Below are 16,291 nucleotides of genomic sequence, written 5' to 3'. Positions count from 1 at the left end.
TCTTGATCGATTTCTGAAGTCCCGAAGGGGCCGCCGGAACCGGGGCCGCCCTCGAGGGCTTCTCTCTACAGTCTCAAGGCGAACGCTTAGCGTCGCTTGGCCATCTCGTTGATGAAGCGGTCGAACAGTGGCGCAACATCGTTCGGGCCCGGGCTCGCTTCAGGGTGACCCTGGAAGCTGAACGCGCTCTTGTCGGTGCGCTCGATGCCTTGCAGGGTGCCGTCGAACAGCGATTTGTGGATCGCGCGCACGTTGGCTGGCAGGGTGGCTTCGTCTACCGCAAAACCGTGGTTCTGGCTGGTAATCATCACCACGCCGGTGTCCAGATCCTGCACCGGGTGGTTGGCACCGTGGTGGCCGTGACCCATTTTCAGAGTCTTGGCGCCGGAGGCCAGAGCCAGCAACTGGTGGCCGAGGCAGATGCCGAATACCGGCGTCTCGGTTTCCAGGACTTCCTTGATCGCCTGGATCGCGTAGTCGCATGGCTCCGGGTCGCCAGGGCCGTTGGACAGGAACACGCCGTCCGGCTTCAGCGCCAGCACATCGGCGGCTGGAGTCTGCGCAGGCACTACGGTGACGCGGCAGCCGCGCTCGACCAGCATGCGCAGGATGTTGACCTTGACGCCGTAGTCGTAAGCGACCACGTGATATGGCAGCTCGGAAGCTTCGATGGTCGCGTGGCTGTCGGTTTTCAGATCCCAGACAGTCGAGCGCCATTCGTACTGGGTCTTGGTGCTGACGACTTTCGCCAGGTCCATGCCCTTCAGGCCCGGGAAGCCTTGCGCAGCGGCGATGGCCGCTTCTTCGGAGATGTTGTCGCCGGCCATGATGCAGCCGTTCTGAGCGCCTTTTTCACGCAGGATGCGGGTCAGGCGACGGGTGTCGATACCGGCGATTGCCACAACATTATTAGCTTTCAGGTAATCGGACAGGGACATCGTGTTACGCCAGTTGCTCGCTACCAGCGGCAGGTCACGGATGACCAGGCCAGCGGACCAGACGCGGTCGGACTCGGCGTCTTCCGGCGTGGTGCCGGTGTTGCCGATGTGCGGGTAAGTCAGGGTAACGATCTGTTGGGCGTAGGAAGGATCGGTAAGGATTTCCTGATAGCCGGTCATTGCGGTGTTGAACACCACCTCACCAACGGTCTGACCGTCGGCTCCAATGGCTTCGCCGCGAAAAATGCTGCCATCAGCAAGGGCGAGTATGGCTGGCTTAGTCAAGAAGACCTCCCGTAAATAACGCATGAAAGGGCAATCGCAGGTTGTAAAAAAGCGGAGTGACGTATGGACACGTCACCCCGCTTCTTCACTGAAATTATTCTGCGCGCTTTTAGTGGACACACTAAAGCTGTAGCTTACAGAAAAGGGCGTTTTTGGTCCACCGCTAAAGAGCCTTAAAGGCCGGAGAATGCGACAGGTCGTCGCCAAGCGGTAAAAACCGGCGCAAAACGGGACGTTTGCGCCGGGTTCAGCAACGACTCAACGCAGGTCGAGCACGTCTTGCATGTCGTACAGGCTAGGCTCGCGACCGTCCAGCCACAGCGCCGCACGCACCGCGCCCTTGGCGAAGGTCATGCGGCTCGATGCCTTGTGGGTGATCTCGACGCGCTCGCCATCGGCAGCGAACAGCACGGTGTGATCACCGACGATATCGCCAGCACGCATGGTGGCGAAACCAATGGTTTCACGCTCACGCGCACCGGTCTGGCCTTCACGACCGTAGACCGCGACCTTCTTCAGATCACGCCCCAGGGCATCGGCAATCACTTCACCCATGCGCACAGCCGTACCTGACGGAGCATCGACCTTGTGGCGGTGATGGGCTTCCATGATCTCGATATCGACATCGTCGCCCAGCACGCGCGCAGCGGTGTCGAGCAACTTCAGGCAGAGGTTGACGCCGACGCTGAAGTTGGCGGCGAAGACGATCGGAATGTCCTTGCCCGCCTCGGCCAGCAATTGCTTCTCTTCAACACTGAAACCGGTGGTGCCGATGATCATCGCTTTGCCGTGTTTGCGGCAGAACGCGAGATTTTTCAGGGTCACGGTCGGGTGAGTGAAGTCGATCAACACATCGAACTCTTCAACCACACGATCCAGATCACCGGACAGCGGCACGCCGATACGGCCCAGCGCTGCCAGCTCACCGGCATCCGCGCCAACCAGCGTGCTGTCCGGGCGATCGACCGCCGCCGTCAGACCGGCGCCCGGCGTCTGCTGCACCGCTTCAATCAGGGTCTTGCCCATGCGCCCGGCGGCGCCCATCACTGCAATACGTCGCATGCCGACTCCTTACAAATCGCCGAAGAAACGCTTCACACCGTCGAACCAACCAGTGGTTTTCGGCGAGTGGCTGTTGTCGTCGGCCAGGGAGCTGCGGAATTCTTCCAGCAGTTCACGCTGACGACGGTTGAGGTTGACCGGCGTTTCCACAGCGACACGACACATCAGGTCGCCGGCACCGCCGCCACGCACTGGCGCCACGCCTTTGCCGCGTACGCGGAACTGCTTGCCGGTCTGCGTGCCTTCAGGAATTTTCAGTTTGACGCGACCGTCGAGGGTCGGAATTTCCAGCTCGCCGCCCAGTGCAGCGTCGACGAAGCTGATCGGCACTTCGCAGAATAGATGCTTGCCGTCACGCTGGAAGATGTCGTGTTCGCGCACATTGATCACAACGTACAGGTCGCCAGTCGGCCCGCCCTGGGTACCCGCCTCGCCTTCGCCGGACAGACGAATGCGGTCGCCAGTATCAACACCGGCAGGCACTTTGACCGACAGGGTTTTGTACTCTTCGACACGACCGTCGCCGTGGCAGGAGTCGCACGGATCGGAAATGATCTTGCCCTGGCCATGGCAGCGCGGGCAGGTCTGCTGCACCGAGAAAAAGCCCTGCTGCATGCGCACCTGACCGATGCCGCCGCAGGTCGGGCACGTCGTCGGCGACGAGCCTTTCTTGGCGCCGGAACCATCGCACGGCTTGCAGTTGACCAGTGTCGGAACGCGGATATTCACCGACGTACCGCGCACCGCTTCTTCCAGATTCAGCTCCAGGGTGTAGCGCAGATCGCTGCCACGCTGAGCGCCGCCACGGGCACCGCCGCGACCGCCACCGAAGAAATCACTGAAGACATCACCGAAAATGTCCGAGAAGTTCTGGCCACCGAAACCGGCACCGCCGCCGCCCATGCTCGGATCGACGCCGGCATGACCGTATTGATCGTATGCCGCGCGCTTGCTGGCGTCGGACAACACTTCATAGGCCTCGTTGGCCTCTTTGAATGCTTCTTCCGAAGCTTTGTCGCCGGGATTACGGTCGGGGTGGTGCTTCATGGCCAGACGGCGATAGGCCTTCTTCAGGTCCGCTTCGCTCGTGCCCCGCTCGACACCCAATACTTCGTAATAGTCACGCTTTGCCATAAGTTCTTTGCACTCTTAAGGACGTTCGGCAAACCCCTCCTGAGCCTCGCCAAACTCGTTGAGCCCCCATTAAGGCCCGGACCCAACTCACGTCAATTCAACGATCCTGGTCTTGATTGATGCGGTATCTGCGGCGCGAAAAGCAGGAGCATTCCCGGCCATACCGCCAGCATCCGAACGGTGTCGCATGCTGTAAAAATTCACGTATTCCAGATACGCCAACGCGGGAGGCAAGCTCCCGCGCGGCGACATCCTACCAGTCACCGCCGCAAGGCAGTCAACCGGGCGACCAACAACTTACTTGTGGTCTTTGACTTCTTCGAACTCGGCGTCGACAACGTCGTCAGCCTTCTCAGCCGATTCGCCTTGCGGGGCCGCGCCATCAGCTGGCTGAGCCTGTTCGGCGTACATCTTCTGAGCAACCGGAGCGGAGACTTTCGACAGCTCTTCAACCTTGGCTTCGATGGCAGCCTTGTCGTCGCCTTTGACGGCGGCTTCCAGCGCAACCACAGCAGCTTCGATTGCAGTCTTCTCTTCGGCGGTGACCTTGTCGCCCGCGTCAGCGATCATCTTGCGAGTCGAGTGCACCAGTGCGTCACCCTGGTTACGGGCAGCGGCCAGCTCTTCGAACTTGCGGTCTTCCTCGGCATTCGCCTCGGCGTCACGCACCATGCGCTCGATTTCTTCGTCGGACAGACCGGAGTTGGCCTTGATCACGATCGACTGGGTCTTCCCGGTAGCCTTGTCTTTCGCGCCGACGTGCAGGATGCCGTTGGCGTCGATGTCGAAGGTCACTTCGATCTGCGGCACGCCACGTGGAGCTGGTGGAATGTCGGCCAGGTCGAACTTGCCCAGCGATTTGTTCTGTGCGGCTTGCTTGCGCTCGCCCTGCAGAACGTGAATGGTCACAGCACCCTGGTTGTCGTCGGCAGTCGAGAACACTTGCGATTTCTTGGTAGGAATCGTGGTGTTTTTCTCGATCAGCGCGGTCATCACGCCACCCATGGTTTCGATACCCAAGGTCAGCGGGCTGACGTCGAGCAGCAGCACGTCTTTCACGTCACCGGCCAGAACAGCGCCCTGAATCGCAGCACCCATGGCAACAGCTTCGTCCGGGTTGACGTCTTTACGTGCTTCTTTACCGAAGAAATCGGTAACCAGCTTCTGTACCAGCGGCATACGAGTCTGACCACCGACCAGAATCACGTCGTTGATCGCGCTGACGTCGATACCGGCGTCTTTCATGGCAATGCGGCAAGGTTCGATGGTGCGCTGAACCAGGTCTTCAACCAGTGCTTCGAGCTTGGCACGCGAGATCTTCACGTTCAGGTGCTTAGGACCGGTCGCGTCTGCAGTGATGTACGGCAGGTTGACGTCGGTCGACTGAGCGGACGACAGCTCGATCTTGGCTTTCTCAGCGGCTTCTTTCAGGCGCTGCATCGCCAGCGGGTCACCTTTGAGGTTCATGCCGCTTTCTTTCTTGAATTCGTCAACGAGGTAGTCGATCAGACGAATGTCGAAGTCTTCACCGCCGAGGAAGGTGTCACCGTTGGTGGCCAACACTTCGAACTGGTGCTCGCCGTCAACTTCAGCGATTTCGATAACGGATACGTCGAAGGTACCGCCACCCAGGTCATAAACGATCACGGTGTGATCGCCCTTGGCCTTGTCCATACCGTAAGCCAGAGCAGCTGCGGTTGGCTCGTTGATGATACGTTTTACGTCCAGACCAGCGATGCGGCCGGCGTCTTTGGTGGCCTGACGCTGGCTGTCGTTGAAGTAGGCCGGAACGGTGATCACCGCTTCGGTCACTGCCTCGCCGAGGTAGTCTTCGGCGGTCTTCTTCATCTTCTTCAGAATTTCAGCCGAGATTTGTGGCGGTGCCATTTTCTGGCCGTTCACTTCTACCCAGGCGTCGTTGTTGTCAGCCTTGACGATCTTGTAAGGGACCATCTGGATGTCTTTCTGCACAACTTCTTCGTCGAAACGACGACCGATCAGACGCTTTACCGCGTACAGGGTGTTGTGCGGGTTGGTGACAGCCTGACGCTTGGCCGACTGACCTACCAGAATCTCGCCATCGTTGGCGTAAGCGATGATCGACGGCGTGGTACGCGCGCCTTCAGCGTTTTCAATAACTTTGGCTTTGCCGTTTTCCAGCACGGAGACGCAGGAGTTGGTAGTCCCCAGGTCGATACCGATAATTTTGCCCATGTTCACTCTCCCGAAACTTTGGATTTTGTTGCCGCAGCAGTGGTGGCTGACTGCGGTAGCACTTAAACGCTTGACTTCTAAATGGGGGCCTTGCGGCTAATTTCAAGCCTGCTCGTCAATCGAAGGCGAAACCGGTGCCGGCGCCTTGCTGACCACGACCATCGCCGGGCGCAGCAGGCGACCATTGAGCTGGTAGCCCTTCTGGAAAACCTTCAACACGCTGTTCGGCTCGACGTCGGCACTTTCCTGCATGGCCATCGCCTGATGGTGAACGGCGTTGAACGGCTCGCCATGCGGATCGATCGCTTCAAGCTGGTAGCGCTTGAGGGTGTCGTGGAACATTTTCAGGGTCAGCTCGATGCCTTCGCGCATCGGGCGGATGCTTTCGTCGTCCGGGCTCGACAGCTCGAGGCCGCGCTCCAGGCTGTCGACGATCGGCAGCAGGTCGCTGGCAAATTTCTCAAGGGCAAACTTGTGCGCCTTCTCGACGTCCTGCTCGGCACGGCGGCGAACGTTCTGCAGATCGGCAGCAACACGCAGAGACTGATCCTGCGCGGCGGCCAATTGCTCTTCGAGCACTTGCACACGGGTCGCCAGGTCGTCACCCGAACCTTCGGGCGCCTGATTGGCTTCTGGGTTTTGCGTATCTACTGTCTGTTCGTCAGCCATAGAATTCTCCTTTCAATTTCGTCCGCGAGCCTGACTCGCGCTTCTGCCCCGATATATGGGGCCGCAAAATCAGGCTTCAAGGGCTGAAAACAATTGTCCCTACAAAAAAGTGCTGAATACTCATTCTTGAATGCGCTAAGAAAACTTTTCGATCAAGCAAATCGAGCTAAGGGCGGGCATTGTCAGGCCTGAACAAAACACTGTATAAATAACCAGACCTCAAGCCTGGGAGCTGCCTTTATGCTGGTGCACCTGTCCGTACATAACTACGCCATCGTTGAACATCTCGATCTCGAACTTGATCGCGGGATGAGCGTGATCACAGGGGAAACCGGCGCCGGCAAGTCGATCATGCTCGACGCCCTGGGCCTCACCCTGGGTGATCGCGCCGACAGCGGCGTGGTTCGCCCGGGCGCTGATAAAGCCGACATTCTCGCCACCTTCGATCTTGCTGATATCCCCGAAGCCAGCGCCTGGCTTGCCGAGCGCGATCTGGAAAACGACGGGCCGTGCATCCTGCGCCGGGTCATCACCTCGGAAGGTCGTTCGCGCGGTTATATCAACGGCACGCCCTGCCCGCTTGGCGACCTCAAAGCCCTCGGCGAGCTGCTGATCGACATACACAGCCAGCACGAACATCAATCGCTGTTGAAGACCGACACCCATCGCCGCCTGCTCGACGAATACGCCGGCGCGACCGATCTGGCGCGTCAGGTGCAACTGGCCGCACAGCGCTGGCGCCAGACTCGCCAGGAACTGGAGCGCCTTTCCAACTCTGGCGACGAACAACGCGCACGCCATCAACTGCTCAGCTATCAGCTCGAAGAACTGGAAAACCTCGGTCTCGGCGAAAACGAACTGGAGCAACTGGAGCAGGAACACAAGAACCTGACCAACGCCGAAACCTTGCTGGGCATTTGCCGGCAAGTGGTCGAGCAATGCAGCGAAAGCGACTCCGGCAATGTGCTGAATGCGCTGACCGCCAGCCTCAATCGACTTTCCAGCGTGAACAGTTCGGTGGGTGCGCTGGGTGAAGCCAGCAGTCTGCTGACCAGCGCACAGATTCAGGTGGAAGAAGCGGTTGGTGAGCTCAATCGCTTCCTCGACAATTTCGATGCCGACCCGGCTCGCCTGCAATACCTCGAAGAGCGTCTCGACGCTATCTACACCTTGGCGCGCAAACACCGGATTCAACCGACCGAAGTCGGCGAGATGCAGCAGAAGCTGCTCGATGAAATCGAAACCCTCAATGCTAACGATGAATCCATCGAGCGCCTGGGCGAAGAACTGGCGTCCTATGCCCGCCACTATCAGGAGAAAGCGCGCGAGCTGAGCGACCTTCGTCATCAGGCGGCCGGCAGCCTCGCCAGTGCGGTGGAGCAGGAAATCCAGCGCCTGGGCATGCCTGGCGGCCGATTCACCATCGAACTGAAAGCCAACAGCAGCGACGAGTTGCTGCCAAACGGGCTGGAGCAGGTCGAACTGCTGGTCAGCGCCAACCCCGGTCAACCGCTCAAGGCGCTGGCAAAAGTTGCCTCCGGTGGTGAGCTGTCGCGGATCAGTCTGGCGATTCAGGTCATTACCGCCCAGACCTCCCGCGTGCCGACCCTGGTGTTCGACGAAGTGGACGTAGGTATTGGCGGTCCGACTGCCGAGATTGTCGGCCAGTTACTGCGCCGTCTCGGTGATCGCGGCCAGGTCCTGACCGTGACGCACTTGCCGCAAGTGGCGGCGCAAGGGCATCAGCATCTGTTCGTGCACAAGGTCCGCGACGAGAAGGCGACTCACACCGCTGTCGCGAAGCTCACGAAGAACGAGCGAATCGAAGAAGTCGCGCGCATGCTCGGCGGCATCGATCTGACCAAGGAATCCCTGGCTCACGCGAAAAAAATGGTGGTGACTGCCAAGGCGTAACAAATAGCAGAAAGCACGAAGGCGACCCTTGGGTCGCCTTCGTTCGTTTCGCGAATGTGAAATTCGCGCGACATGCTTACTTTTTCTTGCGTACGTACAGCACCAGGTTGTGATCAACCATCTCGAAGCCATGCTTCTCGACGATCGACTTCTGAAGTTTTTCGATTTCTTCGTCGAAGAATTCGATCACTTCACCCGATTCCACGTTGACCATATGGTCGTGGTGGCCACCGTCAGCCAGTTCGAAGACCGCGTGGCCGCCGTCGAAGTTGTGGCGGACCACGAGGCCGGCCGCTTCGAACTGGGTCAGTACACGGTAAACCGTGGCCAGACCAACGTCCTCACCAGCTTCCATCAACGCCTTGTAGACGTCCTCGGCACTCATGTGGCGCTGCTCGGTAGAGTCGAGCATTTGCAGGATCTTGACCCGTGGCAGGGTCACTTTGAGGCCGGCTTTGCGTAGTTCGCTATTTTCAACCATGGTCAGCTTTCTCGCGATGCTGCTTCGCAGCTTCTCTTAATGCGGGTATGATCGGCGTTTACGTTGTCCCAGCCAAGATAGTGGAAGTCGCCCACCGATGCAAAACACCAAGCTCTTGCTAACCAGTTTCACCTTTGTGGGACTGCTCGCACTCGCCGGTTGTTCATTCCCCGGGGTTTACAAAATCGACATCCAGCAGGGCAATGTCGTCACGCAGGACATGATAGACCAGTTACGCCCGGGAATGACCCGGCCGCAAGTACGGTTTATCATGGGCAACCCTCTGCTTGCCGACACGTTCCATGCCGATCGCTGGGATTATCTGTACAGCCTGCAACCGGGTGGCGGTGAACGCCAGCAGGAACGAATCAGCGTTATCTTCAATTCCAACGACCAGCTTGTCAGCCTGTCCGGTGACTTCATGCCCGGCGTGAGCCGTGATGAAGCCATTCTCGGCAAGGACAGCGGTACTACCGTGACCGCGCCTGCTGAAAACGCCGAGAAGCCAGAAGCCGAGAAGCCAGCCAAACCAGGCTCCTTGCTGGATCAGATCCAGAAGGACGTCGATGGTGTGGAAACCGTACCGGTTCCGACACCAGAGCCGCTGGACACCTCGCCGCAGTAATAGGCGAGGCAATAAAAAACCCGGACATTCCGGGTTTTTTATTGCCTGTCGTTTGGTCTGATCAAGAATTGCGTGCTTTGGCCTCGGCAGCCTTGGCCGCACGTAAACGTCGAACTTCTTTGGGATCAGCCAGCAGCGGTCGATAAATTTCGATCCGGTCGCCCGCCTGAACAGGGCGAGAATCCGCGTCAGCCACGACCTTGCCAAAAATCCCCAGCGGGCACTGCGCCAGATTCAACACAGGAAACTCTGCCGCGATGCCCGATGCGTGCACCGCCGACCGGACGCTGACGCCTTCAGCCACGCTGATCGCACGCAGAACCTGCCGGTCAACCGCCGCGTACACGACTTCTATCTCGATCACCGGCTCAACCATGCATCTGCTTGGCGCGCTGGCAGAAAGCATCCACCAATTGATTGGCCGCCTGATTGAACAACGGCCCCAGAGTTGCGCGCACCAGCGGCCCGGCATAATCGAACGACAGATCCAGACTGATCTTGCAGGCCTTTTCATTCAGTGCCTTGAATACCCAGATGCCGTGCAACTGAGTGAACGGGCCTTCTTCAAGATTCATCTCAATCGACTGCCCCGGCACCAGCGTATTGCGCGTGACGAAATGCTGACTGAGGCCGCCCTTCGCTACGCCGACACTGGCGCGCATGTGTTCCGGGGAGCTTTCCAGCACTTCAGCCTCCGAGCACCACGGCAGAAACTCCGGGTAACGCGCGACGTCGTTGACCAGGTCGTAGAGAAACTGCGCCGGGTACGGCAGGAGCGCGGATCGTTGGATATGTGTCGTCATGTAAGCGTTACTTCCAGAGCTGAGCGGCAAAGACTACAAGAATGCCGATAGGCGCCACGTAGCGCATCAAGAACAGGGACAGGGCAAATAGAACCGGGTTACGGATGGACAATTCATCCCGCACCGCTTCACGCCCCATTACCCATCCCGCGAACAGCACGAAACACAAGCCACCAAGGGGCAACATGATCCGCGAGGTGAAGAAATCGATCACGCCGAAGAAGTCGAGACCGCTCTGCGCACCCCATTGATAGAGGCTGAACGCCCCGCCTTCGTTCACGAAAAACTTGGCTTCCTTCCAGATATTGAAAGAAAACACCGTGCCCAGACCAACGAACCAGCAGGTGAACGCAAGCCAGAACGTCACCCAGATGCGGCTGATTTTAGTGCGTTCAACCAGGTAAGCCACCATCGGTTCGAGTAGCGAAATAGCCGAACTCCAGGCAGCCACCGCGACCAGCACAAAGAACACCACGCCCATCAACTGGCCGAAAAAAACGTTACCAAAAGCAAACGGCAGGCTGACGAACATCAGCCCCGGGCCTTCGCTTGGATTCAGACCAGCAGCAAATACAATTGGAAACAATGCCAGACCGGCCACCAGCGATACGAAAGTATCCAACAGCGCAACACCGACCACCGTGCCCGACAGCGAGGTGTTCTTCGGCATGTAGGCGCCGTAGATCATGATGGAGCCGACGCCGACGCTCAGCGAGAAGAACGCGTGCCCCATCGCCGGCAGCAGGCCGTCGAGGACTTTTTCCGGGTGGAAGTCGAACATGAAATGCACGCCTTCCATGAAATGCCCGGTGGTCATGCTGTAGCCCAGCAGCACCAGAATCATCACGAACAGCAGCGGCATCATGATTCGCAGGCTGCGTTCAAGCCCGGCGACCACGCCTTTGGCGATCACGAAGGCCGACAGCAGCATGAAAATCGTGTGCCAAAGTGTCAGGCGCCATGGATTGGAGATGACATTGCCGAAATAGGCGCCGACCTGATCGGCCGTCGCGCCCTGGAAATCGCCACGGCCCATGTCGACGATGTAATCCAGCGACCAGCCGCCGACCACACTGTAGAAAGAAAGAATCAGCAGGGCCGTGATCATCCCGGCAAACGCGCCCCACGACCATTTCGCCGAGTGCCCGGCTTCCAGTGCCAACACCTTCAGGGCATTCGCCGGACTTTGCCGGGCGCGCCGGCCGATCAGGGTTTCCGCGAGCATGACCGGGACACCGATAAGCGCGATGCACGCCAGGAACATCAGCACAAAGGCACCGCCGCCGTAGACCCCGACCATGTAGGGGAACTTCCAGATACTACCCAGTCCCACGGCCGAACCGGTCGCGGCGAGTATGAATACCCAGCGGCTAGCCCAACTGCCGTGGACAGAAACCTTGTCTGTCGACATCGTTTATCACGCCCAAGCGTTAGAAAAAGAGGCCGCATTGTCCGGGATTCACTCAACCTGCTCAAGCACGCAGCAACACCGTAGCCGACAGCCGAACAACTCCATATAATGCCGCCCCTATGGCTAAACAGAAGAAACACCCAACAGGGACCATCGCGCAGAACAAAAAGGCGCGACACGATTACTTCATCGAGCACAAGTTCGAGGCTGGTCTGGTCCTGGCCGGCTGGGAAGTAAAAAGTCTGCGGGCGAGCAAGTTGCAGCTGGTCGACAGCTATGTGCTGCTCAAGGACGGCGAAGCATGGTTGCTCGGCAGCCACATCACGCCGTTGATGACCGCAAGCACCCACGTCATCGCCGACCCGGTGCGCACACGCAAACTGCTGCTCAACCGCCGCGAACTGGACAAGCTTGCCGCCGCCGTGCAGCAAAAGGGTTACGCCTGCGTCTGCCTGTCCTGGTACTGGAGCAAGCACATGGTCAAGTGCGAGATCGCTCTGGGCAAGGGCAAGAAGGAATACGACAAGCGTGATACCGAGCGCGAGCGCGATGCCGGTCGTGAATTGCAGCGTGCGGTGCGCAACAAGGGCAAGGAAGATTAGTTTTCCACCCTGATCGTTCCCACGCTCTGCGTGGGAATGCATCCCGTGACGCTCCGCGTCACAACGCGGACGCAGAGCGTCCATTGCTGTATTCCCACGCAGAGCGTGGGAACGATCGTTTGCAGAACTAACTGACTACATCCCCTTGCGCCGCTCCGCCCGAGCCATGCGCTGCACCTCCTGACGTACCTCTTCCAGCACTTCCTGCACATACAGAATATGTCGGCTGGACACTTCCCGCGCCTGCTCGGCACGCCCTTCGATAATCGCCAGATACAATTCCCGATGCTGCGAGATCAGCATGTCGCGGGTTTCCGTGCGCTGTTTGTACATGCCGCCGATGTTGGTCACAACGTTGCGCTTGAGCAGATCGAACAAGCCGCGAATCGTATGCAGCAACACCGCGTTATGGCTGGCTTCGGCAATCGCCAGGTGAAACTTCGCATCCGCCGCGCCCTCTTCCGCCCGGCTGACTTCTTCGTGACGCGAGTAGCAATCCTGCAGCTCTTCGAACGCAGCGGTCAGGCGCTCGCGATCAACATCGGTGGCGCGCAATGCGGCGTAGTAGGCGCACGATGCCTCCAGAGTGTGCCTAAACTCAAGCAAATCACGTTGCGCTTCGGGATTGCTTTCAAGCAATTGCAGCAGCGGATCGCTGAACGTCGATCCGAGACCCTCCACCACATAATTGCCGCCGCCCTGGCGACTGACCAGCAAGCCTTTGGCCGCCAGTTTCTGAATCGCCTCGCGCAATGACGGGCGCGATACGCCAAATTGTTCGGCCAGCGTGCGCTCGGCCGGCAGCCGCTCGCCCGACTTCAGCGTGCCCTCAAGGATCATCCCTTCGAGGCGCTCGACAATATCGTCAGACAAACGGCGCTGACGTATCTGATCAAAGCCCATAACTCATTTCTCCACGATCCCGACCGCTCGCCGGGGTGTCTATTCTGGCCTATCCGCGCGCCGCCGACACCTGCCAGACGGCACTTCGCCAATGCGGATCAGTTGCGCTCTGCACCGCATCTTCGACGAAAGTTTCAGAGAGCGGCAAATTGACACACCGCCACCAAGGCTTTTACCCTAGCCGACAGCGCTTGTAAATTGGTCTTACCAATTATCCAAGATTGCTTACAGTGCCTGACCAACAACAATTAGGGGCCACCCCACTATGCAAACCTGGCAACAGCTCTACAGCCCGCTCGGCAGTCTTGGCGTCTCCGCTCTCGCGGCCGTCATTCCCATCGTGTTCTTCTTTCTCGCTTTGGCGGTGTTCCGCCTCAAAGGCCATGTGGCCGGCAGCATCACCCTCGCACTTTCGATTGCCGTAGCGATATTCGCCTTCCAGATGCCAGTGGACATGGCGTTCGCCGCCGCTGGTTATGGTTTCGCTTATGGTCTGTGGCCGATTGCCTGGATCATTGTCGCGGCGGTGTTCCTCTACAAGCTGACGGTAAAAAGCGGTCAGTTCGAGGTCATCCGCAGCTCGGTCCTGTCGATCACCGATGACCAGCGCTTGCAGGTGTTGCTGATCGGTTTCTGCTTCGGCGCCTTTCTGGAAGGTGCCGCCGGTTTCGGCGCGCCGGTCGCGATTACTGCCGCACTCCTTGTAGGACTGGGCTTCAACCCGCTGTACGCCGCCGGCTTGTGCCTGATTGCCAACACTGCGCCGGTAGCGTTCGGCGCGCTGGGGATTCCGATCATCGTGGCGGGCCAGGTCACTGGCATCGACGCCTTCAAGATCGGCGCCATGACCGGTCGCCAGCTGCCACTGCTGTCGCTGTTCGTGCCGTTCTGGCTGGTGTTCATGATGGACGGCCTGCGCGGCGTGCGCGAAACCTGGCCCGCCGCGCTGGTGGCAGGCTTGAGTTTCGCCATCACCCAATACTTCACTTCCAACTTCATCGGCCCGGAACTGCCGGACATCACTTCGGCGCTGGCCAGCCTGATTTCCCTGACCCTGTTCCTCAAGGTCTGGCAACCGCGCCGTGCCGCCGGCCAGCACATCGTCGGCGCCGTGTCGGCTTCGGTGGTCAGCGCCAGCGTCGGCGGTTTCGGCCAGAAGCGCACCACAGTGGCTTCGCCCTACAGCCTCGGGGAAATTTTCAAGGCGTGGTCGCCGTTCCTGATCCTCACTGTGCTGGTGACGATCTGGACGCTGAAGCCTTTCAAAGCCATGTTCGCTGCCGGCGGCTCGATGTACAGCTGGGTGTTCAACTTCGCGATTCCGCACCTTGATCAACTGGTGATCAAGACTGCGCCGATCGTGGCCAATCCGACTGCCATTCCAGCGGTGTTCAAGCTCGATCCGATTTCCGCCACCGGCACGGCGATTTTCTTCTCCGCGCTGATTTCGATGCTGGTGCTGAAGATCAATTTCAAAACTGGTCTGACCACTTTGAAAGAGACCTTCTACGAACTGCGCTGGCCAATCCTGTCGATCGGCATGGTGCTGGCGTTCGCCTTTGTCACCAACTATTCCGGCATGTCGTCGACCATGGCCCTGGTGCTGGCGGGTACTGGCGCCGCGTTCCCGTTCTTCTCGCCGTTCCTCGGTTGGCTGGGCGTGTTCCTCACCGGTTCGGATACTTCGTCGAACGCGCTGTTCAGTTCGTTGCAAGCGACCACCGCCCACCAGATCGGCGTCAACGACACCTTGCTGGTGGCGGCCAATACCAGTGGCGGCGTGACCGGCAAGATGATCTCGCCGCAATCGATCGCCGTGGCCTGCGCCGCGACCGGTCTGGTCGGCAAGGAATCGGATCTGTTCCGCTTCACCCTCAAGCACAGCCTATTCTTTGCAACGATTGTCGGTTTGATCACCCTGGCTCAGGCCTACTGGTTCACCGGCATGCTGGTGCACTAAACCTACAAGACGCCTACAAGAAAGACGGAAATAACCGACGCCGGCCCGTGATCCGGCGTCAGCAATTCACCACCGGGTCTGTAAGGCTGCTGAAAGCAATGCGCTTTATATTCGGCAGCCGCAGCAGACGGATAACCGGGCCCACCCGGAGACACGCCTGATGAGCGAGCTTTTTTACAACGCTGTGCCGAACGCGACCCGCGTGGCACCGCCACTGCCCGAACCTCGGCAATACCCCAGCGAGAAACCGTCGCGGGTCTACCTGTTCGGCACGTGTGTGGTCGACCTGTTCTACCCCGAAGCCGGGATGGACGCGATCCATCTGCTGGAGCGCGAAGGGATTCGGGTCGAGTATCCGCAAGGGCAGAGCTGCTGCGGCCAACCGGCCTACACCTCAGGCTACACCGAGCAGGCGCGGACGGTAGCGCGCTCGCAACTGGCGTTGTTTGCCGGCGATTATCCGGTGGTGGTGCCGTCGGGTTCCTGCGCCGGCATGCTGCGCGAGCATTACGCCGACTTGTTCAAGGACGAGCCGGAGACGTTGAAACAGGTGCAGGCGCTCGCAGCGCGCACCTATGAATTGGCCGAGTTTCTGCTGTTCGTCTGCAAGGTGCAGCTCAAGGACAGCGGCGAACCGGTGAAAGTCGCGCTGCACACCTCGTGTTCGGCACGCCGCGAAATGAACACGCACCTGCACGGCCGCGAGTTGTTGGCGCAGTTGAGCAACGTGGAGCGGGTTAATCACGACCACGAAAGCGAATGCTGTGGCTTCGGTGGGACATTCAGCGTCCGTATGCCAGACATTTCCGGCGCGATGGTGGCTGACAAGACCCGCGCGCTGAAGGAGTCCGGCGCGCACAAGGTACTGAGTGCCGACTGTGGCTGTTTGATGAACATCAACGGCGCGCTGGAGAAACAGCAGCAAGCGTTGCGCGGGCAACATCTGGCGAGCTTCCTCTGGCAGCGAACCGGAGGTGCGCAATGAGCACCTCGACGATTATTCCTACGGTCGCCGTAGAAGAAGATTTCCGCACCCGGGCACACAATGCCTTGGGTGATCAGCAGCTGCGGAACAACTTCCGCACTGCCATGGATTCACTGATGACCAAGCGGGCGGCGGCTTTCAGCGATGCCCACGAAAGAGAACACTTGCGCGCACTGGGCAATTCGATCAAGGCCCGCGCGCTGTCCAAGTTGCCCGACCTGCTCGAGCAACTGGAACAGAACCTGACCCGCAACGGTGTGACAGTGCACTGGGCGGAAACGGTGGACGAAGCCAATGGCATCGTC

General features: G+C 59.3%; 15 protein-coding genes and 1 pseudogene. 6 read left to right on the top strand and 10 right to left on the bottom strand.

From position 1 onward, the window contains the following. Positions 1-86: 86 nt before the first annotated feature. The 5 genes from carA to grpE all read right to left on the bottom strand — a co-directional run bounded on the left by carA (position 87) and on the right by grpE (position 6,302). The gene (carA, locus tag D8U71_RS10855) at positions 87-1,223 is read right to left on the bottom strand and encodes a glutamine-hydrolyzing carbamoyl-phosphate synthase small subunit (protein ID WP_016771765.1); all 1,137 of its coding nucleotides are present in this window, start codon (positions 1,221-1,223) and stop codon (positions 87-89) included. A 258-nt stretch (positions 1,224-1,481) separates the two neighbouring features. Continuing rightward, complete coding sequence (gene dapB / locus D8U71_RS10850; RefSeq protein WP_130887752.1) at positions 1,482-2,285, bottom strand: 4-hydroxy-tetrahydrodipicolinate reductase; 804 nt, start codon at positions 2,283-2,285, stop codon at positions 1,482-1,484. Positions 2,286-2,294: 9 nt separating this feature from the next. Beyond that, entirely contained in the window at positions 2,295-3,419 is a 1,125-nt protein-coding gene (dnaJ, locus tag D8U71_RS10845; protein ID WP_016771767.1) for a molecular chaperone DnaJ, read from the bottom strand. A 297-nt stretch (positions 3,420-3,716) separates the two neighbouring features. Beyond that, positions 3,717-5,633, bottom strand: a complete 1,917-nt coding sequence (gene dnaK, locus D8U71_RS10840) for a molecular chaperone DnaK (protein ID WP_042608859.1) — start codon at positions 5,631-5,633, stop codon at positions 3,717-3,719. Between the two features lie 102 nt (positions 5,634-5,735). Beyond that, the gene (grpE, locus tag D8U71_RS10835; RefSeq protein ID WP_016771768.1) at positions 5,736-6,302 is read right to left on the bottom strand and encodes a nucleotide exchange factor GrpE; all 567 of its coding nucleotides are present in this window, start codon (positions 6,300-6,302) and stop codon (positions 5,736-5,738) included. 240 nt (positions 6,303-6,542) lie between these two features. On the opposite strand from grpE, the gene recN reads away from it, so the two are divergent. Next, the gene (gene recN, locus D8U71_RS10830) at positions 6,543-8,216 is read left to right on the top strand and encodes a DNA repair protein RecN (RefSeq protein WP_016771769.1); all 1,674 of its coding nucleotides are present in this window, start codon (positions 6,543-6,545) and stop codon (positions 8,214-8,216) included. Positions 8,217-8,292: 76 nt separating this feature from the next. Here recN and fur read toward each other — a convergent pair whose 3' ends face one another. Beyond that, on the bottom strand, positions 8,293-8,697 hold the full coding sequence (gene fur / locus D8U71_RS10825; protein WP_016771770.1) for a ferric iron uptake transcriptional regulator: 405 nt from the start codon (positions 8,695-8,697) through the stop codon (positions 8,293-8,295). Positions 8,698-8,794: 97 nt separating this feature from the next. Between fur and D8U71_RS10820 the strand changes: the two genes are divergently transcribed. Beyond that, on the top strand, positions 8,795-9,322 hold the full coding sequence (locus tag D8U71_RS10820; protein ID WP_090281698.1) for an outer membrane protein assembly factor BamE: 528 nt from the start codon (positions 8,795-8,797) through the stop codon (positions 9,320-9,322). A gap of 61 nt (positions 9,323-9,383) precedes the next feature. Here D8U71_RS10820 and D8U71_RS10815 read toward each other — a convergent pair whose 3' ends face one another. The 3 genes from D8U71_RS10815 to D8U71_RS10805 are packed head-to-tail and all read right to left on the bottom strand — an operon-like array spanning position 9,384 to position 11,536. Continuing rightward, positions 9,384-9,698: an RnfH family protein gene (locus tag D8U71_RS10815; protein ID WP_130887751.1), complete on the bottom strand. Its 315-nt coding sequence runs from the start codon at positions 9,696-9,698 to the stop codon at positions 9,384-9,386. Beyond that, positions 9,691-10,125 carry a type II toxin-antitoxin system RatA family toxin gene (locus tag D8U71_RS10810; protein ID WP_016771773.1) on the bottom strand — a complete coding sequence of 145 codons (435 nt, stop codon included), beginning with the start codon at positions 10,123-10,125 and terminating at the stop codon, positions 9,691-9,693. Before D8U71_RS10810 ends, D8U71_RS10815 begins: the two co-directional genes overlap by 8 nt. 7 nt (positions 10,126-10,132) lie before the next feature. Continuing rightward, entirely contained in the window at positions 10,133-11,536 is a 1,404-nt protein-coding gene (locus D8U71_RS10805) for a sodium-dependent transporter (protein ID WP_016771774.1), read from the bottom strand. A 119-nt stretch (positions 11,537-11,655) separates the two neighbouring features. Here D8U71_RS10805 and smpB point away from each other — a divergent pair, with 119 nt between their 5' ends. After that, a complete protein-coding gene (gene smpB, locus D8U71_RS10800; protein WP_007953781.1) occupies positions 11,656-12,138 on the top strand; it encodes an SsrA-binding protein SmpB in 483 nt (160 codons plus the stop codon). Positions 12,139-12,273: 135 nt separating this feature from the next. Here smpB and D8U71_RS10795 read toward each other — a convergent pair whose 3' ends face one another. After that, positions 12,274-13,041 (bottom strand): FCD domain-containing protein, encoded by a 768-nt coding sequence (locus D8U71_RS10795; RefSeq protein WP_016771775.1) that lies wholly within the window; start codon positions 13,039-13,041, stop codon positions 12,274-12,276. A gap of 265 nt (positions 13,042-13,306) precedes the next feature. Here D8U71_RS10795 and D8U71_RS10790 point away from each other — a divergent pair, with 265 nt between their 5' ends. From D8U71_RS10790 to D8U71_RS10780, 3 genes and pseudogenes are all read left to right on the top strand, one after another. Further along, positions 13,307-15,001, top strand: coding sequence for a lactate permease LctP family transporter (locus D8U71_RS10790; protein ID WP_016771776.1), 1,695 nt, complete (start codon positions 13,307-13,309; stop codon positions 14,999-15,001). A gap of 160 nt (positions 15,002-15,161) precedes the next feature. Continuing rightward, a complete protein-coding gene (locus D8U71_RS10785; RefSeq protein WP_016771777.1) occupies positions 15,162-15,986 on the top strand; it encodes a (Fe-S)-binding protein in 825 nt (274 codons plus the stop codon). Further along, positions 15,983-16,291 (top strand): annotated as a pseudogene (locus D8U71_RS10780) (lactate utilization protein); the annotation flags it as partial. The gene D8U71_RS10785 and the pseudogene D8U71_RS10780, both read left to right, overlap by 4 nt.

Source organism: Pseudomonas sp. Sample_21 (assembly GCF_004307525.1).
Taxonomy (GTDB): domain Bacteria; phylum Pseudomonadota; class Gammaproteobacteria; order Pseudomonadales; family Pseudomonadaceae; genus Aquipseudomonas; species Aquipseudomonas atacamensis.
The sequence above is the reverse complement of the archived record's forward strand: the minus strand, read 5'-3'. Positions and strand labels throughout refer to the sequence as shown.